This window comes from Lysobacter sp. S4-A87 (assembly GCF_022637455.1).
Taxonomy (GTDB): Bacteria; Pseudomonadota; Gammaproteobacteria; order Xanthomonadales; family Xanthomonadaceae; genus Lysobacter_J.
In genome coordinates this window covers 975,383-998,938 of sequence record NZ_CP093341.1, presented here as the reverse complement: position 1 = coordinate 998,938, position 23,556 = coordinate 975,383, and the positions used below count along the sequence as shown (strand labels likewise).

The 23,556-nt window shown below is 67.9% G+C and carries 9 protein-coding genes and 2 tRNA genes; 8 read left to right on the top strand and 3 right to left on the bottom strand.

The features are described 5' to 3' along the window. Positions 1–234: 234 nt before the first annotated feature. The 4 genes from alaS (at position 235) to MNR01_RS04420 (ending at position 3,691) form a co-directional block, all read left to right on the top strand. Positions 235–2,883 (top strand): alanine--tRNA ligase, encoded by a 2,649-nt coding sequence (gene alaS / locus MNR01_RS04435; protein ID WP_241919756.1) that lies wholly within the window; start codon positions 235–237, stop codon positions 2,881–2,883. 138 nt (positions 2,884–3,021) lie between these two features. Further along, positions 3,022–3,225: a carbon storage regulator CsrA gene (gene csrA, locus MNR01_RS04430; protein ID WP_241919755.1), complete on the top strand. Its 204-nt coding sequence runs from the start codon at positions 3,022–3,024 to the stop codon at positions 3,223–3,225. A 68-nt stretch (positions 3,226–3,293) separates the two neighbouring features. Further along, positions 3,294–3,386: transfer RNA gene (locus tag MNR01_RS04425), tRNA-Ser, on the top strand. 228 nt (positions 3,387–3,614) lie between these two features. Continuing rightward, positions 3,615–3,691 (top strand) — tRNA-Arg (locus MNR01_RS04420). A 50-nt stretch (positions 3,692–3,741) separates the two neighbouring features. On the opposite strand, the gene MNR01_RS04415 is transcribed toward MNR01_RS04420, so the two are convergent. Then, a complete protein-coding gene (locus MNR01_RS04415) occupies positions 3,742–4,782 on the bottom strand; it encodes an NAD-dependent epimerase (protein WP_241919754.1) in 1,041 nt (346 codons plus the stop codon). A 52-nt stretch (positions 4,783–4,834) separates the two neighbouring features. Then, positions 4,835–6,103, bottom strand: a complete 1,269-nt coding sequence (tviB, locus tag MNR01_RS04410; RefSeq protein ID WP_241920527.1) for a Vi polysaccharide biosynthesis UDP-N-acetylglucosamine C-6 dehydrogenase TviB — start codon at positions 6,101–6,103, stop codon at positions 4,835–4,837. A 472-nt stretch (positions 6,104–6,575) separates the two neighbouring features. Here tviB and MNR01_RS04405 point away from each other — a divergent pair, with 472 nt between their 5' ends. Together MNR01_RS04405 and MNR01_RS04400 are read left to right on the top strand one after the other, a co-directional pair. Next, entirely contained in the window at positions 6,576–7,364 is a 789-nt protein-coding gene (locus tag MNR01_RS04405) for a 4'-phosphopantetheinyl transferase superfamily protein (protein ID WP_241919753.1), read from the top strand. 197 nt (positions 7,365–7,561) lie between these two features. Next, positions 7,562–8,956 carry a TIGR03013 family XrtA/PEP-CTERM system glycosyltransferase gene (locus MNR01_RS04400; protein ID WP_241919752.1) on the top strand — a complete coding sequence of 465 codons (1,395 nt, stop codon included), beginning with the start codon at positions 7,562–7,564 and terminating at the stop codon, positions 8,954–8,956. Between the two features lie 14 nt (positions 8,957–8,970). Here MNR01_RS04400 and MNR01_RS04395 read toward each other — a convergent pair whose 3' ends face one another. Continuing rightward, the gene (locus MNR01_RS04395; protein WP_241919751.1) at positions 8,971–9,651 is read right to left on the bottom strand and encodes a J domain-containing protein; all 681 of its coding nucleotides are present in this window, start codon (positions 9,649–9,651) and stop codon (positions 8,971–8,973) included. Between the two features lie 384 nt (positions 9,652–10,035). Here MNR01_RS04395 and MNR01_RS04390 point away from each other — a divergent pair, with 384 nt between their 5' ends. Both MNR01_RS04390 and MNR01_RS04385 read left to right on the top strand, forming a co-directional pair. After that, entirely contained in the window at positions 10,036–17,376 is a 7,341-nt protein-coding gene (locus MNR01_RS04390; protein WP_241919750.1) for a polyketide synthase, read from the top strand. Beyond that, the gene (locus MNR01_RS04385) at positions 17,373–23,540 is read left to right on the top strand and encodes a non-ribosomal peptide synthetase (RefSeq protein ID WP_241919749.1); all 6,168 of its coding nucleotides are present in this window, start codon (positions 17,373–17,375) and stop codon (positions 23,538–23,540) included. The genes MNR01_RS04390 and MNR01_RS04385 overlap by 4 nt, the downstream gene beginning before the upstream one ends. Positions 23,541–23,556 lie beyond the last annotated feature (16 nt).

Genomic DNA, 23,556 nt, shown 5'->3' with positions numbered 1-23,556 from the left:
CCGAGCCGGATGGCACACACCGGCGAACTTTTCGTAGATGCTGGTACTGATCGACGCATCCGCGCAGCCGCTGCCAGGCACCGGCCAGGGGTTCCCGGGCCTTCGCGCAGAGCTTGCGCGGTCCTGTTAACCTAACCGGCTTTCGGGTCCTGGGTTGCCTGCTCCTGTCGACGTCCCCATCGTGAGGGACATGGGCCGGTCCGCCCAGTCCGGTCACTGACTCCGCGCGCAGGCATGAAGAACCCGCATCACATCAGCACCAGCGAAATCCGCAGCGATTTCCTCGAATTCTTCCGTGGCAAGGGCCACACGATCGTGCCGTCGGCGCCGCTGGTGCCCGCCAACGATCCGACGTTGCTGTTCACGAACTCGGGCATGGTCCAGTTCAAGAACGTCTTCCTCGGCAGCGAGAAGCCCGGCTACGTGCGCGCGGCCGACGTGCAGCGCTGCCTGCGTGCCGGCGGCAAGCACAACGACCTCGACCAGGTCGGCTACACCGCGCGCCACCACACCTTCTTCGAGATGCTGGGCAACTGGTCGTTCGGCGACTACTTCAAGGAAGACGCGATCGCCTGGGCCTGGGAGCTGCTGACCAAGGTCTGGAAGCTGCCGGCCGAGCGCCTGCTGGTCACGGTCTACCACACCGATGACGAGGCCTATGCCATCTGGAACCAGAAGATGGGCATCCCGGCCGAGCGCATCATCCGCATTGGCGACAACAAGGGCGCGCCGTACGCTTCGGACAATTTCTGGCAGATGGCCGACACCGGCCCCTGCGGCCCGTGCACCGAGATCTTCTACGACCACGGCGACCACATCGCCGGTGGCCCGCCGGGTTCGCCGCAGGAAGATGGCGACCGCTTCATCGAGATCTGGAACCTGGTGTTCATGCAGTTCGACCGCCAGCCCGACGGCACCCTGGTGCCGCTGCCGGCGCCGTGCGTCGACACGGGCATGGGCCTGGAGCGCCTGGCCGCCGTGCTGCAGGGCGTGCATGGCAACTACGAGATCGACCTGTTCCGCCACCTGATTGCCAAGGCTGCCGAGTTCACCTCGACGCCCGACCTGGGCAACAAGTCGCTGCGCGTGATCGCCGATCACATCCGCGCGTGCTCGTTCCTGATCGTCGACGGCGTGCTGCCGAGCAACGAAGGCCGCGGCTACGTTCTGCGCCGGATCATCCGTCGCGCCCTGCGCCACGGCTGGATGCTGGGCCAGAAGGGCCCGTTCTTCAGCCGCATGGTCGCGCCGCTGGTCGAAGTGATGGGCGATGCCTATCCGGAACTGACCGCCAAGCGCGAGTTCGTCGAGCGCGCCCTGCTGGCCGAGGAAGAGCGCTTCGCCGAAACGCTGGATTCGGGCATGCGCATGTTCGATGAAGTGGCTTCGCGCTCTCAGGGGGTCATTCCGGGCGCGGATGCATTCCGCCTCTACGACACCTACGGATTCCCGGTTGACCTGACCGCCGACATCGCGCGCGAGCGCGGCCTGTCGGTCGACATGGCCGGTTTCGACCAGGCGATGGACGAACAGCGCCGCAAGGCGCGCGAGGCCGGCAAGTTCGGCAACGCCACCACGATGCCGGCCGAACTGGCCGCGCAGCTGTCGCCGACCCGCTTCCTGGGCTACGACGAACTGCGTGCCGATGACCTGCACGTGCTGGCCCTGCTCAAGGACGGCCGCCCGGTCGACCAGATCGACGCCGGCGACGATGCGGTGGTGATCCTCGATCGCACGCCGTTCTACGCAGAAAGCGGTGGCCAGGTTGGCGACACCGGCGATCTAGAGGCCGGTGCGGCGCGCTTTGCCGTGCGCGATACGCAGAAGTTCGCCGGCCAGTTCCATGGCCACGTCGGCAACCTCGCCAGCGGCTCGCTCAAGCGCGGCGATCGCGTCCGCGCCAGCGTCGATGCAGTGCGTCGTGCCGCAACCGTGCTCAACCACTCGGCCACGCACCTGCTGCATTCGGCACTGCGCAGCGTGCTCGGCGACCATGTCACCCAGAAGGGTTCGCTGGTCGCGCCCGATCGCCTGCGTTTCGACTTCGCCCACTTCGCCCCGGTCAGTGCCAGCGACCTGGCCGAGATCGAGCGTCGCGTCAACGCCGAAGTGCGCCGCAACCATGCCGCCGAAGTGCACCACATGGGCATGCAGGAAGCGCTGGATTTTGGCGCGATGGCGCTGTTCGGCGAAAAGTACGGCGATGAAGTGCGCGTGCTGCGCATGGGCGATACCTCGACCGAACTGTGCGGCGGCACGCATGTGTCGCGCACCGGCGACATCGGTCTGTTCAAGATTGTGTCCGAGGGCGGTGTCTCCGCTGGCGTGCGTCGCATCGAGGCGCTGACCGGGCAGGGCGCCCTGGACTTCGTCGCCGAGGAAGAGCGTCGCCTCGACGAAGCGGCGAGCCTGCTGGGCGGCAACGCCGCGGACGTCGCCGACAAGCTGCGCAGCCTGCTCGACCGGCAGAAGAAGCTCGAGCGAGAGCTCGAGTCGATCAAGGCCAAGGCCGCCTCCGGCGCGACGTCCGACCTGGGCGCTTCGGCGGCGCAGGTCGGCGCGATCAAGGTCGTGGCGACGCGTCTGGAGGGCTTCGATGCCAAGGCCCTGCGCGATGCGGTCGACCGCCTCAAGCAGCAGCTTGGCGATTCGGTGATCGTGCTGGCCGGTGCCAGCGACGGCAAGGCGGCCCTGGTCGCCGGCGTCAACGGTGCCGCGGCCGGCAAGGTCAAGGCCGGGGAACTCCTGGCCCACGTGGCCAGTCAGATCAACGGCAAGGGCGGTGGTCGGGCAGACATGGCCCAGGGCGGCGGCGATGACGGCCCGGCCCTGGTCCAGGCGCTGGCAGGCGTCGCCGGGTGGGTCGAAGGCAAGCTTAACTGAACGAGAAACATGACCTTCTGCGGTTGCGGTCACGTTTGACCGGCCGCTAATATGGTTCACGTTTGTGTACAGAACTGGAGGCGCTCCCGGGAGCGTCCATTTGCCGGCGGCGGACCTGCCGGCCATAGGAGATGTTAGATGCTGATCCTGACGCGTCGCGTCGGTGAGACCCTGATGATCGGCGACTCGGTGACTGTCACCGTGCTCGGCGTCAAGGGCAACCAGGTGCGTATCGGAATTACCGCACCGAAAGATGTCGCTGTGCACCGCGAAGAGATCTACCAGCGAATCCAGCGCGGCGAAGAACCCGCTGACGATGCGGGCAAGAGCACCGACGGCTGACACAAATTGTTTGCCGTGCGCGGGGCGAGCCGTTATGCTTTGCGCCCGCGCCGAATTGAGTTTGTCGCGGAGACTTGCCCGAGAGGCCGAAGGGGCTCCCCTGCTAAGGGAGTATGGGGTCAAAAGCTCCATCGAGGGTTCGAATCCCTCAGTCTCCGCCAGTTTTTCCGGCGGGGCCGGGTTCCGCAGGTAGTGCAATGCACCTCCTGAGAACGCGTCGACATGGATGGCTCCATGCGATGCCCGGAACCGCGGACTTCGCCAATCACGAAACTCCTCCGGGTGTTTCGTGGTCCTGAAGACCCTCGCAATGAGCGAGGCAATCGACAGGAAAATGTTCGAAAAATGTTTGACGAATCGAAATCGACCCGTCATAATTTTTCAACTCAGCGCCCGTAGCTCAGCTGGATAGAGCACCAGGCTACGAACTTGGTGGTCGGGAGTTCGAATCTCTCCGGGCGCGCCACACAAGAAAGCGAAGGGCCGATGGGAAACCATCGGCCCTTTTGCTTTGTGTCAGGCGTATTGGCGTGCTGGTACTGCTGCGCCGAGGTGGTAGTAGTCGCGATACCAGCGCACGAAATTCTCCACGCCTTCCTCGACCGTGAACTGCGGGCTGTAGCCCATGTCGTGCGCGAGGTCGCTGCAATCGGCTTCGGTCGACGGGACGTCGCCGGCCTGCAGCGGCAGCATCTGCAGCGTGGCCTTGCGTCCCAGGCATTGCTCCAGCACTTCGATGTAGCGCAGCAGCTCCACGCTCTCGCGGCTGCCGATGTTGTACAGGCGGTACGGCGCGACGCCGCTGCTGGCCGGGTCCGGCGATTCGCCGCGCCAACCATCGTCGGGCGTCGGGATCCGGTCCAGGGCGCGCACCACGCCGGCGACGATGTCGTCGATGTAGGTGAAGCTGCGCTTGTGCCGGCCATGGTTGAACACCGGCACCGGTTCGCCTGCCAGGATGGCCTTGGTGAACAGGAACAGCGCCATGTCCGGACGTCCCCAGGGGCCGTAGACGGTGAAGAAGCGCAGGCCCGTGCTCGGGATCGCGTACAGATGCGCGTAGCTGTGCGCCATCTGTTCGTTCGCCTTCTTCGTCGCCGCATAGAGCGTCAACGGGTGTTCGGTCGGCTGGTGCTCGGAGAAGGGCATCGACGTATTCGCGCCGTAGACCGAACTGGTCGACGCGAATACCAGGTGCTCGCTGGTGTGGCGGCGACAACCTTCCAGCACGTGCAGGAAACCGGTGACGTTGCTGTTGATGTAGACGTGCGGATTCTCCGCTGCGTAGCGCACGCCCGCCTGCGCGGCCAGGTGCACCACCCGCTGCGGACGATGGCGCTCAAACGCGGCCTCGACGGCGTCGCGGTCGGCCAGGTCGGCATGCAGGTGCGTGTAGCGCGGGTGGCTGATGAAGCGCGCCAGCCGCGCCTTCTTCAGGCCGACGTCGTAATAGTTGTTGAGGTTGTCGAATCCCACCACTTCGTCACCGCGCCGCAGCAGTTCCAGCGCGACATGCGAGCCGATGAATCCGGCCGTGCCGGTAACGAGGACCTTCATCGCGGTGGATCTCCGAAAGGGGTGGGGGAAGGGTTGGAATGGGCGGGCGATGTCACAGCCGGCCGTCGACCGCGTCGCGCGGCAGCACGTACTTGACGTCGTAGAGCACCGACACCGGCTTGCCAAGCGCCTTCACGCCCCGTGCGCCGAGCTCGGCGAACTGGCGATGGGCGACGGCCACGATCACCGCGTCGTAGTCGCCCGTCGCGGGCACGTCGATCGGCGTGATGCCGTACTCGGCAGCGGCTTCGTCGCCATCGACCCAGGGGTCGTGCACGTCGACGTTGGCGTTGTAGCCACGCAATGCGTGGACGATGTCGACCACGCGGGTATTGCGCAGGTCCGGGCAGTTCTCCTTGAACGCCAGGCCCAGGATCAGGATCCGCGCCTGCACCGGGTTGATGCCCTTGCGCACCATCAGCCGCACGACTTCGCTGGCGATGTAGGAGCCCATGCCGTCGTTGGTGCGGCGACCGGCGAGGATCACGTCCGGGTGGTGGCCGATCTCCTGCGCCTTGTGGGTCAGGTAGTAGGGATCGACGCCAATGCAGTGGCCGCCGACCAGGCCCGGCCGGAACGGCAGGAAGTTCCACTTGGTGCCGGCCGCCTGCAGCACTTCCAGGGTGTCGATGCCGAGCTTGTTGAACAGGATCGCCAGGTCGTTGATCAGCGCGATGTTGAGGTCGCGCTGGGTGTTCTCGATCACCTTGGCCGCTTCGGCGACCTTCAGCGAGCTTGCCTTGTGCGTGCCGGCTTCGATGATCGACCCGTATAGCTGGTCGACGAAGTCGGCGGCCTCCGGCGTCGATCCGGAGGTGATCTTCAGGATCGAGGTCAGGCGATGATCCTTGTCGCCGGGGTTGATCCGCTCCGGGCTGTAGCCGACGAAGAAATCGCGGTTGAACACCAGCCCCGACGAGCGCTCCAGGATCGGCACGCAGACTTCTTCAGTGCAACCCGGGTAGACGGTGGATTCGTACACGACCACGTCGCCGTGCTTGAGCACCTTGCCGATCGTTTCGCTTGCGCGCGCGAGCGGCCCGAGATTGGGGCGCTTGGCCGCGTCGATGGGGGTCGGCACGGTGACGATGTAGACATTGCACTCGCGCAGCTCGTCCAGGTCGCAGCTGCAGCGCAACCGGCGCGCCGCGGCCAGCTCGGCCGGATCGACTTCGAGCGTGCTGTCCTGGCCCTGGCGCAGTTCCTCGACGCGGGCGGCATTGATGTCGAAGCCGACCGTGTCGAAATACTTGGCGAACGCGACCGCCAGCGGCAGCCCGACGTAGCCCAGCCCGACGACGCCGACCTTGACGGTCTGCAGCGACGTTGGTGCCGAAGTCGCCGGCGCGGGTGCCGCGCTTGCGCCGTGCGCGGCTGCACGGCCATCGGCGCCGCGCCCTTCACGGGTGGCGCCGTGAGCGTGCCCTCCAGGAACGTGCCCTCCAGGAACGTGCCCGCCCTCGAAATCGGTGGTGTCCATGGTGCTCAGGCGCCGACGCGGCACGCGCCGCGCGAAGGCGTGGACGGATGGCTGTGCTGGCGTTCGCGCATGGTGGCCCCTGTGGGAGGCGACATCACGGTGGTGATATCCGGCCTCGCAGCAGATAACGCGCAGCGGGGCCGGAACAGGACGCGCGGGCGACGCGAAGGTGCCGCAAGCGGCCCGCCATGGGCGACTTGGCCTGAGCACGTGCGCTCCCGCGTTGAGGGTAGTCGTGATCGACAGTGAGCTGGCGCAAGGCCGGGCAGGGGGAACAGATGGCACGGGGATTCAACACGGCGCGGGGTGTCGGATGACACTGATCGTGCCCGTGCGCCCGCTCGGAGTGCCTGGCGCCATGCCCGCCGCGCCGGACCTGCGGCCCTCGCGGGCGCGCTCGTGCGTGGTCGCGTTCGCCGAGCTTGAGGCGTGGCAGTCCTGGCTGGACGAAGCCTGGACCCTGCTCGATCCGGCCGAACGCTCGCGCGTGCTGCATCGGCGACTGCCGGCCGACCGCGAAGCATTGACCATTGCCTACGCCCTGCACCGAATGGTGCTGGCCGGCGTGCTCGGCATTCCGGCGGCAGAGGTGCCGCTGTCGCGCGACGAGCGTGGCTGCCCATGCCTGCCCGGCATGGCATTGCACACCAGCCTCAGCCACGCCGAGGGCGTGGCCGCCTTCGCCGTCTGCGCGATGGGGCCGGTGGGCATCGACATCGAACCGTCGCTACGTGCGAGCGAGTTGCCGCAGGTATCGACCAGTGTCTGCCACGCGTCAGAGGCGCGCCAGCTCGCCGGGCTGCGCGAGCCGCTCTACAGCCGTGAGCTGCTGGCGCTATGGGTGCGCAAGGAAGCGTTGCTGAAGGCCGAAGGCATCGGCCTTGAGCGTGAAATGACCAGTTTTGTCGCGGCCGACGGCGCGGTCCTGCCGTTGACTGCGTCGACGGCCGACAACGCCGGTCCGGTGCGGTTGTCGATGCTGGAGATTGGTGCGCGCTGGAGCGCCGCTGTTGCCGCGCCGGTGGATGCGGTGATCGAAGGCGTCTGGTTGCGACCGGTCGGTGGCCGGGTGGTCGCCGAGCCGGCGTTGTACGTGTCGTGAGTCAGTCGTTGAGGGGATAGGCAACGACGGCCGGGGAGATGGCGACAGCCATCCTGACCAGATCCGCCCACACCCCTCGACGCAATGCACGGTTGCCATGGCACGCGATGCCGTGGAGCCCCCACGCAGCGTGTGCGTCAACCGCATGCAGCCCGCAACGATCGGGTCTTGCATGCCCCCCGCGGGAGTGCGGTTTCATGGTCTTCGGCAAGGCAAGTCTCAAGAACCGGGCGCTGGTGCTCATCTGGTTGCTGGAACTGTTGCTGGTGATGGCGGCGGTTGCAGGCGCGGCGTGGCTGCGTTTCATGAACGACCCGGAGGGCCATGAGATCTTCTCCGAGAACCTCGCGGTCAGGGCCTTCCTGGTGGCGATGTTCGTCACCACGGCCATGGCGGCGCTGGGACTGTACGAGGTGCACGGGCGCCTGAACCGGTTCGAGTTCGCGCTGCGCATGCTGGTCTCGTTCGCGATCGGCGGCGTCGGCCTGATGGTGCTGTATTACCTGGTGCCGGCGGCGTACATCGGCCGTGGCGTCATCGTGATCGCGCTGATCCTGGCATTGGGCGGCATGGCCCTGCTTCGGCTGGGCGTGCTGCAGGTGTTCGCCGGCGACCTGTTCCGCCGCCGCGTGCTGGTGCTCGGCGCCGGCCACAACGCCAACCTGATCAACAACCGGCTGCGCCGCAACAGCGATCGTCGTGCCTTCACCCTGGTCGGTTATGTGCCGATTCCGGGGCAGGAAGCGGCGGTGCCCGCCAACCTGCTCGTGCCCCCTTCCGATGGGCTGGCCGAACTGACCCACCGCCTGCAGATCAGCGAAGTGGTGGTGGCTCCGGACGAGCGCCGCGGCGGCCTGCCGATGGACGAGATGCTGGCCTGCGTGCAGCTCGGCGTCACCATGACCGACCTGTCGACATTCTTCGAACGCGAGGCCGGCATCGTCACCACCAACCTGGTCGATCCCTCGTGGCTGGTGTTCTCCGGCGGTTTCGACCATTCGACCTCGCGCTGCATGAACAAGCGCTTCTTCGACGTGCTCGCCGCCGGCGCGCTGCTGATGGTCACCTGGCCGCTGATGGCGCTGGTGGCGATCTGCGTCCGCCTGGAATCGAACGGCCCGATCCTCTACCAGCAGACTCGCATCGGCGAAGGTGGCCGCCCGTTCGAGCTGATCAAGTTCCGCAGCATGCGCGTGGATGCCGAGAACGACGGCGTCGCCCGCTGGGCGCAGACCGGCGACGATCGCACCACCCGGGTCGGCCGTTTCATCCGCATGACCCGCCTGGACGAGCTGCCGCAGCTGTTCAACATCCTGCGCGGCGAGATGAGCATCGTCGGTCCGCGGCCGGAACGCCCGCAGTTCGTCGACATGCTCAGCCGTGAGATCCGCTACTACGCGGTGCGCCATTGCGTGAAGCCGGGCCTGACCGGATGGGCGCAGTTGCGCTACCCGTACGGGGCTTCGGTGCGCGATGCCGAGGAGAAGCTCAAGTTCGACCTGTTCTACGTCAAGAACCACGGCCTGGCATTCGACCTGATCATCCTGCTGCAGACGGTCGAGGTGGTGCTGTTCCAGCGTGGGGCACGCTGACCGGCTTCGACCGGCTAGTTGGCTTCTTCTTCGGCTTCCTCGCGCACCGGCCTGGGCGTCAGCGTCATCAGCCGGTTCGGCGGCACGCTGCTCCAGTCCACCAGGTGACCTTCCTCGAAGCGCACCCAGGACGAGCCGTAGTTCCAGACGTTGTCCTGGACCAGCACCGGGGCACCCTGGATCGAGATCACCGCGGCCTCTTCCATGCCCAGTTCGAGGATCGGCTGCTCCGTGCCGGCAGTGCGCACGGTCTGTTGCTGGGCCTGGAGGTCTTCTTCGGCCTTTTTCGCAACCTGGTTCTCCGACCAGTGCAGCGCCACCATGATCACGATCAATGCCAGCACCGTGATCGTCGCCAGTGCCGGTGTGTGGTTCTGCGACACGCGGTCGTCGAGCGTCGCGGTGCGTGGCCCCGGGGGCGGCGCGGCAGCTTCGAAGCCGCGCGCAGCGTGGACCGTGACCTTGGGCGCAGCGCCGGGCAGGCGGCCATGGATGCGATGGAAGCGGATGGCCTTGGAGTAGAGCGCGGTGAGCTCGGTCAGCGCCAGGTGCGTGTCGGCCGATGCGGCCTTGTCCAGGTGCCGGTCCGGATGAAGCTCGCCGACACGCACGCGGTAGGCACGCTTGAGGTCTTCGAGACTGCAGCCGGGCTCAAGGCCGAGCTGGTAGTACAAGAGCGCGAAGTCCTGACTCATGGAGGCCCCCCGGGTCGCGCTAATCCTAGCCTGTGTTTTCTTCCATTGCATGGCCGCTGAAGGCGGCGCGAACCGTTTGATCAGGTGATTGGGGCGGAAGGACCGGTGGGTGCCTGCGTTTCCACCAGAACGCGTCTTGCAGGACAGGGAGTCGGAGCGGGTGTCGTCCGGGGTTGGAGCTACGCATCAATGCGCCGCCCGTGACGGCACGCCGGACACGATGCGCGGCCTCGGGCCATCCACCCGCCTGCAGATCCGAATCCAGATGGCGCAAGCGCGGATGGCGCAACCATGCCGTCGGCCGTTCGTGCCGGATTTGCACGTAATGGCTGCCAGCGGGGCAGGAAGCGGCCGTTGCCAGACGAAACTTGGGAGCAAAGTTGCATGAGCACGCAGGCTGGAACGGCTGGAACGATGGCAGCGTCGCAGGTTCGCACGGGCGGTTTGCCCGATGCATTCGACTCATCGCTCCTGGATGTGCTGCCGCAGTCGGCGGCGAGCCTGGCCGGCCAGCAGCAGGGCACCCTGGCGTTCTCCGTCGAGGCGACGCTGGCGCAGGCATTGCGCGAAGCGCAGGCCGCCGATGCGGCGGATTCGGCGGCTACGGCGTGCCGGCTCGCGACGGCGCTGGCGCTGGTCGAGTCGCGCCTGGGCGGTGCCGATGAAGTGACGGTGCGCATCGTCGGCGCCGATGGCGCACGCCAGGCGCGCGTCCGGGTTGACGGCGCGCTGTCGTCGCTGCGCGCAAGCATCGGCCAGGCGGAATCCGTCGACGGCCAGGCCGCTCCGGTGCTGTGGGCCAGTGTCTCCGGAGGGCAGACGGATGAGGGCGCTGCGTCTTCGTGGTGCCTGCGGCTGGGTTCGCAAGCCACCCTGGAAGTCGTGTTCCGGGCTCCGCTCTCGGTTGCCGCGACCACGCTGCTGGCCGGCTGCGTGCTGCGCGTTCTGCAGGCCACCGTGGCTTCCCCGGAGCTGTCCAGCGATGCCATCGAAGTGGTCGATCCCGTCGAGCGCGAACGGCAGCTGCGCGAGTGGAGCACCGCTCCGGCCGCGCGCACCCAGGACGGCACCGTCCATGCCCGCTTCGCCCAAGCCTGCGCGCAGACGCCGGATGCCATCGCGGTCGTCGACTCGCGTTCGTCGTTGACCTACGCCGAACTCGATCGCCGCGCCGGCTCGCTGGCCACCCGGCTGCGCAACGCCGGCGTCACGACAGGGCAGGTCGTGGGCATGGCCGTGCCGCGCTCGGTGGATTCCATCGTCACCCTTCTCGGCGTGCTCAAGTGCGGTGCTGCCTACCTTCCGCTGGAACCGTCGCTGCCGGCCGAGCGCGTGGCATTCATGCTCGGCGATGCCCAGGTCCATGCCGTGGTCGTTGCCGACGGCACCACGCTGCTGCTGCCTGACACGGTGGTCAAGGTGCCCGTCCATGGCGACGAGCCGGTGTGGAGCGGCGAGTGCGGGACCGACGCGGATTCGCTCGCGTACCTGTTGTTCACTTCCGGCTCCACCGGCACGCCCAAGGGCGTCGAAGTTCGCCACCGTTCGCTGCTGCGGCGCGCGCACGGTGTCGACTACATGGCGCTGGATGCGCAGACGCGGATGCTGCATGCGGCACCGCTGGGTTTCGATATCTCCGGCCTGGAGATCTGGGGCGCGCTGCTCAACGGAGGCGTCGTTGTCGTCAACGAGGAGAACGTGCCGAGCATCGGTGGCCTGGCCCGCACGATCGCGCAGCACGCGCCCAATGGCGGCGTGATGTCGGTAGCGCTGTTCAATGCCGTCGTCGACGAGTCGCCGGAACTGTTCGTGAACTTCCGCGACCTGCTCATCGGCGGGGAAGCCCTTTCCGCCGACCACGTGCGGCGCATGCAGCCGTTGGCTCCGGCACTGCGTATCGGCAACGGCTATGGGCCGACCGAGTGCACGATCCTGTGCACGCAGTATCCGATCCCGGCGTTGACGCCTGAGGTGTCGTCCATTCCGATCGGCCGTCCGGTCCAGGACACCAGCGTCTACGTGCTCAACCCGCGCCGGCAGCTGGTACCCGTCGGCGTGATCGGCGAGCTGTGCGTCGGCGGTGCCGGCGTGGCCCGGGGTTACCTCAACCGACCCGAACTCAACGCCGGGCGTTTCGTGCCCGATCCGTTCGGCGCGCCGGGCGAGGTGCTTTATCGCACGGGCGATCACGTCCGCTATCGCGCCGATGGACTGCTCGAGTTCGTCGGCCGCACCGATGCGCAGGTGAAGATCCGTGGTTACCGGATCGAGCTGACTGAGATCGAGGCCGTGCTGGCACGGCACCCGTCGGTGGCCTCGTGCGTGGTCGAGGCGCGTGCCGATTTCCCGGGCGAGAAGCGCCTGGTGGCCTATTACGTCGCTGCAACGACCGGCAACGGCGCAACCCCACAGCAGTTGCGCGCACACCTGTCGGCGAGCCTGCCGCACTTCATGGTGCCGACCCGTTACGTCTGCCTCGACGAACTGCCGCTGACCGCCAACGCCAAGGTCGACCGGCGCGCGCTGCCGGCGCCGGACCGTCGCCGTCCCGAACTGACCTGCGACTACGCGCCGCCGGCGACGCCGCTGGAGACGCGCATCTGCGAGGCGTTCGGTGCGCTGCTCGATATCGAGGGCGTCGGCCGCAACGACAACTTCTTCGAACTCGGCGGCAGCTCACTGCTGGCCGTACGCCTGGCCGAGCAGATCCGCAACGAGGGCTGGCAGGACGCCGCATCGGCGGCCAGGATCCGCGTCGCCGCAACGACAATCTTCCAGCATCCGACCGTCGCGGCCCTCGCGGCCGCCATCGATGGCAGCGGCGGCGCGGTGCGCCAGCGGGTCGCGAAGTCGCGCGTGCTCGACAACCGCGAGCCGATCGCCGTCATCGCGATGGCCGGCCGCTTCCCCGGCGCCGATGACGTCGAGGGCTTCTGGGACAACCTGCTGCAGGGGCGCGACACGATCAGCAAGTTCCGCATCGACGAACTCGATCCGGCGGTCAGCGCCGCCGAGCGCAGCGATCCGGCCTACGTCGCGGCGCGCGGCGTGATCGACGGCGTGGAAATGTTCGACGCGGCGTTCTTCGGCATCGGCCCGCGCGAGGCCGAACTGATGGATCCGCAGCAACGCATCTTCCTGGAGCTGTGCTGGGAATGCCTGGAGCGCGGCGGTCATGCGCCCGATGCGACGACCGTGCCGGTCGGCGTCTTCGCCGGCATGAACAACGCGACCTACTTCCAGCGGCATGCATCGGCCCATCCGGAGCTGATCAATCGCGTCGGTGCATTGCAGGTGATGCTCGGCAACGAGAAGGACTACATCGCGACGCGCGTTGCGCACAAGCTCAACCTCAACGGCCCGGCGATCAGCCTCAACACCGCCTGCTCGACGTCGCTGGTGGCGATCTGCCAGGCAGTCGACAGCCTGCAGTCCGGACTGTGCGACATGGCCCTGGCCGGCGGCATCGCGGTGACCTGTCCGCCGCGCAGCGGTTACCTCTACCAGGAAGGTTCGATGCTGTCCCCGGACGGGCACACGCGCACCTTCGACGCCAATGCCAGGGGCACCGTGTTCGGTGACGGCGCTGCGGTGGTGCTGCTCAAGCGGCTGTCGGACGCGGTGGCCGATGGCAACCACGTCTTCGCGGTGATCCGCGGCGCGGCGCTCAACAACGACGGCAGCAACCGCGCCAGCTTCACTGCGCCGAGCAGCGAGGGCCAGGCGGCGGTGATCGCGATGGCGCACGACCGCGCCGGGATCGATCCGCGCAGCATCAGTTATGTCGAGGCGCATGGCACGGCGACGCCGCTGGGCGATCCGATCGAGATCGAAGGCCTGACCCGGGCGTTCCGTAGGGGCACCGCCGACACCGGCTTCTGCCGGATCGGCTCGCTCAAGAGCAACGTCGGCCACCTGGTGACCGCCGCCGGTGCGGCCGGCGTGATCAAGACCGCGCTGGCGCTGGACGAAAAGCGCATCCCGGCGAGCATTCATTTCGACTCCGCCAACCCGACCATCGACTTCGCCGCGTCGCCGTTCGTGGTCAACGCGCAGTTGAGCCCGTGGCACAGCGATGGCGGTCCGCGCCGCGCCGGCGTCAGTTCGTTCGGCCTGGGCGGCACCAATGCGCACGTGGTGATGGAAGAGGCGCCGGAGCAGGCGCCGTCGACGCCCGCGCAGGACCCGCAGTTGCTGGTCCTGTCGGCGCGTACCCCGGCCGCGCTGGGCGCGGCGGTGACGCGACTGGCCGACCACCTGCAGGCCAACCCGCACGAGAACCTGGCCGATGTCGCCTGGACGCTGGCGGTCGGCAGGAAGGCGTTCTCGCATCGCATCGCCGTGGTCGCCGACGACAACGCGGGCGCGATCGCCGCGCTGCGCGATCCCGATGCGCAGGCCGAAGCGGCGCGCAGCCGCCCGGCGCGGGCGGGCGAGGTTGTCTTCATGTTCCCGGGGCAGGGCGCCACGTACCCGGGGATGGGCCGCAGCCTGTACGAGCGTGAGGAGGCATTCCGCGACGCCCTCGACGAGTGCGCCATGATTGCGCGCGACGTGCTGGGCTTCGACCTGCGCGAGGCGATGTTCGACGAGGACGCACAGCGGCTGCTGCCGACCTCGGTCATGCAGCCGGCCACGTTCGCGATCGAGTATTCGCTGGCGCGGACCTGGATGAGCCGGGGCGTGATGCCCTCGGCGATGATCGGCCACAGCGTCGGCGAGTTCGTCGCCGCGACGCTCGCCGGCGTGTTCACCCTGTCCGATGCGCTGCGCCTGGTCGCCAGGCGCGGTGCGCTGATGCAGGCGCAGCCGCAGGGCGCGATGCTGTCGGTGCGCCTGCCGGCCGATTCGCTGCGTTCGCGACTGCCCGAGGGGATCTCGCTGGCGGCGGAGAACTCGCCGTTGGCCAGCGTCGTCGCCGGCCCCGGCGAAGCCGTCGCCCGGTTCCAGGCCGAGCTGGAAGCAGAAGGCGTCGCCTGCCGTGCATTGCGGACGTCGCACGCCTTCCACTCGGCAATGATGGAAGCGGTGGTCGCGCCGTTCCGCGAAGCCGTCGCGGCGGTGTCGATGAATGCGCCCTCGCTGCCCGTGGTCTCGACCGTCACCGGCGCCTGGCTGGATGCCGCCACGGCGACCTCGCCCGACTACTGGGCCCGCCACCTGCGCGAGCCGGTCTCTTTCTCGCCCGCGCTGCAGACCCTGCTGGACGTGCCGACCCGCGTGCTGCTGGAGGTCGGGCCGCGGACCACGCTCAACGCCCTCGCCCGGCAGCAGCCCGCGGTGCAGAAGCAGCGCATGGCCACGGTTTCGACCTTGTCCGACAGCCCCGAAAACGAGCTGCGCGACCTGCGCGCGGCCAGCGGACGGCTTTGGAGCCAGGGCGTGGCGATCGATCCGGCCAGCTTCGACCGGCGCGAGCGTCGACTTCGCCTTCGCCTGCCGACCTATCCGTTCGAGCGGCAACGTTATTGGGTGGAGGCGGTCACTCACGCCACGTCCAACGTCATCCCCCATCCCGCTATTGCGACAACCCCGAAACTGGAGCCCGTCATGCCGCAGTCCGCCTTGCCAGCCGCCGCGCCGTCCGCACAGCCCGAGGCAGGCTCCGCTCGCCGCGACCGCCTGATCGGCCAGCTGCGCGGCCTGTTCGAGAACGTCGCCGGCTTCGACATGGCCGATGCCGACACCGATACCAACTTCATCGAGCTGGGCCTGGACAGCCTGATGCTGACCCAGGTGGCGTTGCAGCTGCAGAAGACGTTCCCGGTCTCGATCGGGTTCCGCCAGCTGATGGGCGAGTGCTCCAGCCTGCAGCGGCTGGTCAGCGCGATCGATGCCCAGCTGCCGCCGGACGCGGTGGCAGCGCCCGTGGCGCCGCCGCCTGCATCCGTGCAGGCGCCAGCGGCCGCCGCCACCGCCACCGCGCCAATGGCGATGGCAATGCCCACCCTCGATGGCGGCAACGACTTCACCCGCCAGGTGATCGCCCAGCAGATGCAGCTGATGTCGCAGCAGCTGGCGCTGCTGTCGGGCGGTGCGGTCGCCGCTCCCGTTGCCGTGTCGGCACCGGTGCAGCAGCCCGTCGCGCCGGCACCCGTCGTTGCTACGCCTGCCGCCTCCAGTCCCGCAGCCGCCAGCGATGCCGGCGACGAAGACGTGGCCGCGCCGCAGATCAAGTACGACATCAAGAAGGCGTTCGGTGCGATCGCCCGGATCGACAACAACGCCCAGTTCGAGCTCAACCCGCAGCAGCGGCGCAAGCTCGATGCTTTCATGAGCCGCTACATCGCCCGCACCCGCAAGTCCAAGGACTACACCCAGGAGCATCGCGGCCACCTCGCCGATCCGCGCGTGGTCAACGGGTTCCGCCCGCTGGTGAAGGAGATCGTCTACCAGATCGTCGTCGAGCGTTCCAAGGGCTCGCACGTGCAGGACCTGGATGGCAACGACTACGTCGATGCGCTCAACGGATTCGGCATGAGCCTGTTCGGCTGGCAGCCGGAGTTCGTGCTCGACGCGGTGCGCAAGCAGCTCGACCTTGGCTACGAGATCGGCCCGCAGCATCCGGTGGCCGGCGAAGTCGCGCAGCTGATCTGCGAGGTCACCGGGCACGAGCGCGCCGCGCTGTGCAATACCGGTTCGGAAGCCGTGCTCGGCGCGCTTCGCGTCGCCCGCACCGTTACCGCCCGCAGCACGGTGGTGTTGTTCACTGGTTCCTACCACGGCATCGTCGATGAAGTGATCGTGCGCGGCACCAAGTCGCTGCGCGCGGTGCCGGCCGCGCCGGGCATCCTGCGCAACACCTCCGAGAACGTGCTGGTGCTCGACTACGGCACGCCCGAGTCGCTGGAGATCATCCGTTCGCGCGCCAGCGAGATCGCCGCGATCCTGATCGAGCCGGTGCAGAGCCGGCGCCTGGACTTCCGTCCGGTCGAGTTCCTCAAGGACCTGCGCCAGATCACCAGCGACAATGGCGCGCTGCTGATCTTCGACGAAGTCGTCACCGGTTTCCGCGCCAACCCGGGCGGCGTGCAGTCGATCTTCGGCATCAAGGCCGACCTGGCGACCTACGGCAAGGTCATCGGCGGCGGTTTCCCGATCGGCGTGATCGCCGGCAAGCGCGAGTACATGGACGCCCTCGATGGCGGCCACTGGCAGTACGGCGACGACTCGGTGCCTACCGTAGGCGTGACCTACTTCGCCGGCACCTTCGTCCGCCATCCGCTGGCGCTGGTCGCGGCCAAGGCCGTGCTGGAGCATTTCAAGCGCGAGGGCGGGGCATTGCAGCAGGGTCTCAATGCCCGCACCGAGGCCATGGTCGCCGACATCAATGCGTTCTGCGCAGAAGCCGGCGCGCCGGTGTCGGTGAAGCAGTTCGCCTCGGTCTGGAAGACCCACTTCCATGAGAACCATCCGCTGCAGGACCTGCTGTTCGCGCTGATGCGCAGCCGCGGCATCCACATCCTGGACAACTTCCCGTGCTTCCTCACCACGGCCCACAGCGACGAGGACATTGCCAAGATCGCCACCGCCTACAAGGAGTCGGTGGTCGAGATGCAGGACATGGAATTCCTGCCGCGCAACAGCGCCACGCCGCGCACGGTGATGGATGCGAGCAAGCCGGTCGTGCCGGGTGCGCGCATTGGCCGTGAGCCCGATGGCACCCCGGCGTGGTTCGTGCCGAACCCCGAGCAGCCCGGAAAGTACATGAAGGTGAGTGCATGAATGCGGCCGAGATCCATTACGGCAGCCTGGACATGACGCGTCCGGCCGACGCCAGCGTCGACTACGACCCGTTCGCCGAAGGTGGGCTGGCCCGCGTTGCTCCGACCACGGAGCCGCAACGCGAGGTCTGGCTGGCCGACCGCCTTGGCCGCGATGCATCGCTGGCCTACAACGAATCGATCTCGCTGCACTTCCACGGTCGCCTGGATGCGGATGCGCTACGCACCGCCCTGCGCCAGCTGGTGGCTCGCCACGATGTGCTGCGCTCGAACTTCGGCCCGGACGGCAAGACCCTGTGTGTGGCAGAGAGCGTGGACTTCGACCTCGCCTTGGTCGACCTGTCCGCGCTCGCGCCGGACCAGCGCGAGGCGCGCGTTGCCGCGCACGCGCGCGAGGTCGTAGAAACACCGTTCGAGCTCGACCACGGCCTGCTGCTGCGCGCCGAGCTGCTCAAGCTGGCGGGCGAGGAACACCTGCTGGTGCTCACTGCCCATCACCTGGTCTGCGACGGCTGGTCGTGGTGGGTGATCGTGCGCGAGCTGGGCACGCTGTACACCCAGGCCCTGGGCCATGCCGCCGAGGCGCTGCCGCCGGCGGAGTCGTTCGCCGACTACGCCCTGGCCGAGGCCGAGCATCCCTCGTGCAGCCTCTATCGCGACGACGAAGCCTACTGGTGCCAGCGCTTTGCCGACGGCGGTCCGATCCTGGACCTGCCGACCGACCGGCCACGTCCGCCTCGCCGCACGTTCGCCTCGATTCGCGAGGACCATGTCCTCGATGACGAACTGGTGGCCGCGATCCGCCGCCTCGGTGCCCGTCATGGCGCCAGCCTGTTCGCGACCCTCCTGGCGGGGTTCGCCGGCCTGCTGACGCGACTGACGGCGCAGTCGGACGTCGTCGTGGGTATCCCCGCCGCCGGACAGTCGCTGGACGGCCATGATCATCTGGTCGGCCATTGCGTCAACCTGCTGCCGCTGCGCTTCGAACTGGACCTGACCCAGCCGTTCGAGCAGGCGCTTGCGCAGGCGCAGGAGGCCTTGCTCGACTCGATCGAGCACCAGCGCTACACCTTCGGCACGCTGCTGCGCAAGCTGCCGTTGCAGCGCGATCCCGCGCGGCTGCCGCTGGTCAGCGTGATGTTCAACATCGACCAGGCGCTCGATCAGGAGCACACCGGCTTCCACGGCCTGTCGATGCAGCTGATCACCAATCCGCGCAGCTACGAGAACTTCGAGCTGTTCGTCAACGCCGTGCAGGTGCGTGGCGGCATGCGCCTGGAGTGCCAGTACAACACCGACCTGTTCGACAACGAGACGGTGCGCCGCTGGTTGCGCGCCTACGAAACCCTGCTGCGTTCGGCCGTGGCCCGGCCGGACATGGCCTACGGCAAGCTGCCGCTGGTGTCGGAGCGCGCGCGCGAGGAGCTGCTGGCATTGCAGCCTGCCGCCACGCCATTCGACCGCGAATGCCGGATGCACGAATTCTTCGAGCGCCAGTGCGCCAGCACGCCCGACCGCGTCGCCGTGCGTTTCAACGGCGAGGCCGTGAGTTATGCAGCGCTGGAAGACCGCGCCAATCGCATCGCCCACCTGCTGCGTGCGCGCGGCGTCCACCGCGGTGCCCTGGTCGGCCTGGTGCTCGACCGTGGCGTCGACATGCTTGCCGGCCTGCTCGGCGTGCTCAAGTGCGGCGCTGGCTACGTGCCGCTGGATCCGAATTTCCCGGCCGAACGACTGGCCTACATGGCCGGCGATGCCGGCCTTGCCGCGCTGCTGACCACCCAGTCGCACGCAGGCAACTTCGACCTGCGAGGCCGCCCGGTGCTCGCGCTGGACCGACTGCAGGACGAGCTGGCCGCGATGCCGGGCACGCCCATCGGCCGTGACGACGGCGCGGCGCAGCCCGAATCGATCGCGTACGTGATCTACACCTCCGGCTCGACCGGGCGCCCCAAGGGCGTGCAGGTGCCGCATCGTGCGGTGAGCAACTTCCTCACCAGCATGCGCGACGAGCCCGGCCTGGGCATCGACGACCGCCTGGTCGCGGTGACCACGCTGTCGTTCGACATTGCCGTGCTCGAGCTGCTGCTGCCGCTCAGCGTTGGCGCGGAAGTGATCCTGGCCGATCGCGTCACCGCTGCCGACGGCGTCGCCCTGGCGGCACTGCTTAAGCAGAGCGGGGCGACGGTGATGCAGGCCACGCCGGCATCGTGGCGTCTGCTGCTCGACGCCGAATGGAAGGGCGATGCGACGTTCAAGATCCTGTGCGGTGGCGAGGCGTTGCCGGTCGACCTGGCGGCGCAGCTGCTGCAGCGTTGCGGCTCGCTGTGGAATGTATACGGCCCGACCGAGACCACGGTCTGGTCGACCTGTGCGCGCATCGTCGCGCCGGCGCCCACGCTGTTGAGGGCGGGGCAGTCGATGGACATCCATATCGGCCGGCCGATCGCCAATACCCAGGTCTGGATCCTCGATCCGCGTGGCGAGCTGTGTCCGCTCGGCGTGCCGGGCGAAATCTGGATCGGTGGCGATGGCGTCACCCAGGGCTATCTCAATCGCCCCGAACTGACCGGCGAGCGCTTTGTTGCCGATCCGTTCTCCACGGCGCCGTCGGCGCTGCTCTATCGCACCGGCGACCGTGGCCGCTGGCGCGCGGACGGTGTGCTCGAGCACATGGGCCGCCTCGACTTCCAGGTCAAGGTGCGCGGCTACCGCATCGAACTGGGCGAGATCGAGGCGCTGCTGGCCGCGCATCCGCAGGTGGCGCGCACGGTCGTGGTCGCGCGCGAGGACCGGCCCGGTGACGTGCGCCTGGTCGCCTACGCGGTGCTGCAGCCCGGCGCCGCGCTGGAAGAAGTTGCGCTGGCGTCCTTCCTCAAGTCGTCGCTGCCGGACTACATGATCCCGCAGCACATCATGTTCCTCGACGCGATCCCGCTGCTGCCCAACGGCAAGATCGACCGCAACTCGCTGCCGGTGCCGGACATGGCGATCAAACTCGCCGGCGAGCGCGTGGCTCCGCGCAACGCGCTGGAGCGCACCATCGCCCAGGCCATGGCACAGGTTCTCGGCGTGGCCGAAGTGGGCGTGGACGACGACTTCTTCTCGCTCGGCGGTCACTCGCTGCTGGCGGCGCAGCTGACCTCGCGCATCAACAAGGAGCTGGGCATCTCGCTGTCGCTGCGTGCCCTGTTCGACGGTCCGACCGTGGCGCGGCTGGCGCGCCTGGTCAGCGAGCACGACGGCGAGGCGGCACCGGTGCGCGAACCCATCGTGGCCCTGGCCGACCAGTCGCACGGGCCGATGTCGGTGATGCAGGAGCGCCTGTACCTGCTGGAGCAGTTCAATCCCGGCCAGATCACCTACAACACGCCGTCCGCGCATCGCCTGCGCGGTCCGCTGGACGTGGCCGCCTTCCAGCGCGCCGTGACCGCGATGATCCAGCGCCAGAGCGCGCTGCGCACGACAATCGGCATCGTCGACGGCGAGCCGGTGCAGGTCGTCCACGACAGCGTCGATCTGGACATCACCGACGTCGAGGATGTCGGCAGCTTCCTCGCCGACCAGCGTGACAAGGAAGTGTCGCGGCGCATGGACGTGCTGATCCAGACGCCGTTTGAACTGGACCGTTCGCCGCTGATCCGTTCGCGCCTGTTCCGCCTGGGTCCGGAAGAGCACGTGTGGTTCTTCATGACCCATCACCTGATCTGGGACGGCTGGTCGTTCGACCTGATGTACACCGACATGGCCGAGCTCTATGCCGCGCAGCTTGAACAGCGCGAACCGTCGCTGCCCGAGTTGCCGGTGTCCTACCTGGACTTCTCCGTCTGGCACCGGCAGTGGCTGCAGGGGCCGGAGTACGCGAAGCAGCTGGCGTTCTGGCGCGAGCGCCTGGGCAGCGCCGGGCAAAGCGTGGAGGCGTTGCCCACCGACATGCCGCGTCGCCCGGGCATGTCCGGGCGCGGCGTGACCCATCGCATCGTGGTGTCGGACGCAACCACGCAGAAGCTGCACGACACCGCGCTGAAGGTGGATGCGACGCTCTACATGGTGCTGCTGACGGCGTACTTCACGCTGATCAGCCGCACTTCGGGTCTGCGCGAACTGATCGTCGGCACGCCGGTGCGTGGCCGCAACACGGCCGAGGTCGAGAACCTCATGGGCTATTTCACCAGCCTGCTGCCGCTGCGCATGGAGATGGACCAGAACCTGACGTTTGCCCAGGCGGTGAAGCAGGTCAAGGACGTGGTGCTCGACAGCTTCGCCCATCCCGACATCCGCCTGGAGGACCTGGTGCGCGAACTGAGCGTGCGCAGCCGCGAGGGCGGGGCAGTGCTCTACCACGCGCTGTTCTCGTTCCAGGACATCCGCCAGCGCATGTGCGACTGGGGTCCGCTGCGGCACGAGCGCTATCCGGTGTTCCAGACCGCGTCGACCCAGGACCTGGGCCTGTGGTTCGTCGAGCAGGACACCGGCCTGTCGGGCGGCTTCATCTACAACGCCGACATCTTCCTCGACGACACCACCGCGTTGCTGCGAGATCGCTACATCGCCGTGCTCGAAGCACTCGGCAACGATCCGTCGAAGACGCTGGCGGAGCTGACCGCCTTCGACGACGGCCAGCCGCAGCTGTTCGGCAAGACGCAGGAAGCCGCGCCAGCAGTCGCTGTTGCCGAGCCCGTGGTGGCGAATGCCGCTGTCGCGGCCGAACTCGACCCGCTAGGCCAGCAGTTGCTGGCGATCTGGCGCGACCTGCTGCGCAACCCGCGGATCACGCCCGACGACGACTTCTTCGCCCTTGGCGGTCATTCGCTGCAGGCCGTGCAGATGTTCCACCGCTTCAATCGCGAAACCGACATCAACCTGCCGCTGGCGACACTGCTGACTGCGCGTACCGTGCGCGCGCTCGCCGAGGAATACCGGCGCGCAGGCGCACACAAGGACGATGCCACGGCGCCTGGCCACGACCCGTGGTCGCCGCTGGTTCCGATCCGTCCGCAGGGCGACCAGCTGCCGTTGTTCCTGATCCATGCCGTGGGCGGCAACGTGCTCAACTACCGTTCGCTGGCCGATGCGATGCCGCAGGGCATCCCGGTCTATGGCCTGCAGGCGCTGGGACTGGACGGCAGGACGTCGCCGCTGACCAGCGTGGAGAAGATGGCTGAGCGCTACGTCCGCGAGATCCGCAACGTGCAGCCACAGGGGCCGTACCACCTGGCCGGTGGTTCGATGGGCGGCATCATCGCCTACGAGATCGCGCAGCAGCTGGTTGCTGCCGGTGAGCGCGTGGGCTTGCTGGGCCTGATCGATACCTCGGCCGAGTTCGGCGTCGGTTACCGCAAGCAGGCCCGCAATGGCCTCGGCTCGCGAGTGCAGCGCCTGCAGCAGCGCCTGCAGGGGCAATCGTTCGGTGAGCGCCTGGCGACGATCAGCAGCATGGTCAACGGCCGCATCCAGGCGCGTCAGCTGCGGCAGCAGGCGCAACAGGCGCGTGCCAGCGGTGCCGAGCTTCCGCACAACGTGCGCTATGCCGAGATCGAAGCCACCCACACGCGTGCATACATCGATTACGTCGTTCGCCCGTACCCGGCGGCGATGGTGCTGTTCCGCGCCAGCGAGCAGCCACCGCAGCTGCACGACAAGCCGGCGCTGGGCTGGGAGACGATGGTCGGCGCGGTCGAAGTGATCGCGATACCGGGCAGCCACCGCGGGATGATCGAGGCGCCGGTGCTGGTGCAGACGCTCAGCCAGGTCATCCGTCGCGCCCAGCACGGGCAGGCGGGCGAGGAAGAAATCGTCTCTGCCGTCGTGCCGGTCATGCCGGCTGCGACCGGAGCCAGCGACGCCGTGCCTGTCGGCCGGGACGACGCGCGATCGGCCTACCTGCGCAGCTTGTGGAAGGAGCTGCTGGGCGTGGATGTCGGCGATGGCGACAACTTCTTCGACCTCGGCGGCAACTCCATGCTCGCCGTGCAGATGTCCAGTCGCGTGGTCAAGGACACCGGCGTGCGCATCCAGCTGATGCGACTGGCGACGCAGAACCTGGCGCAGATCGCCGCCGAGCTGCCGGTATCGTTTGCCAGCGAAGGCAACGACGGCGTCGGCGCGAAGATGGCGCGGAAGATGAAGCGGCTGCTGCGTGCCGCCGGAACCGTAGAGTCATGAACGGTGGGGTCATGAA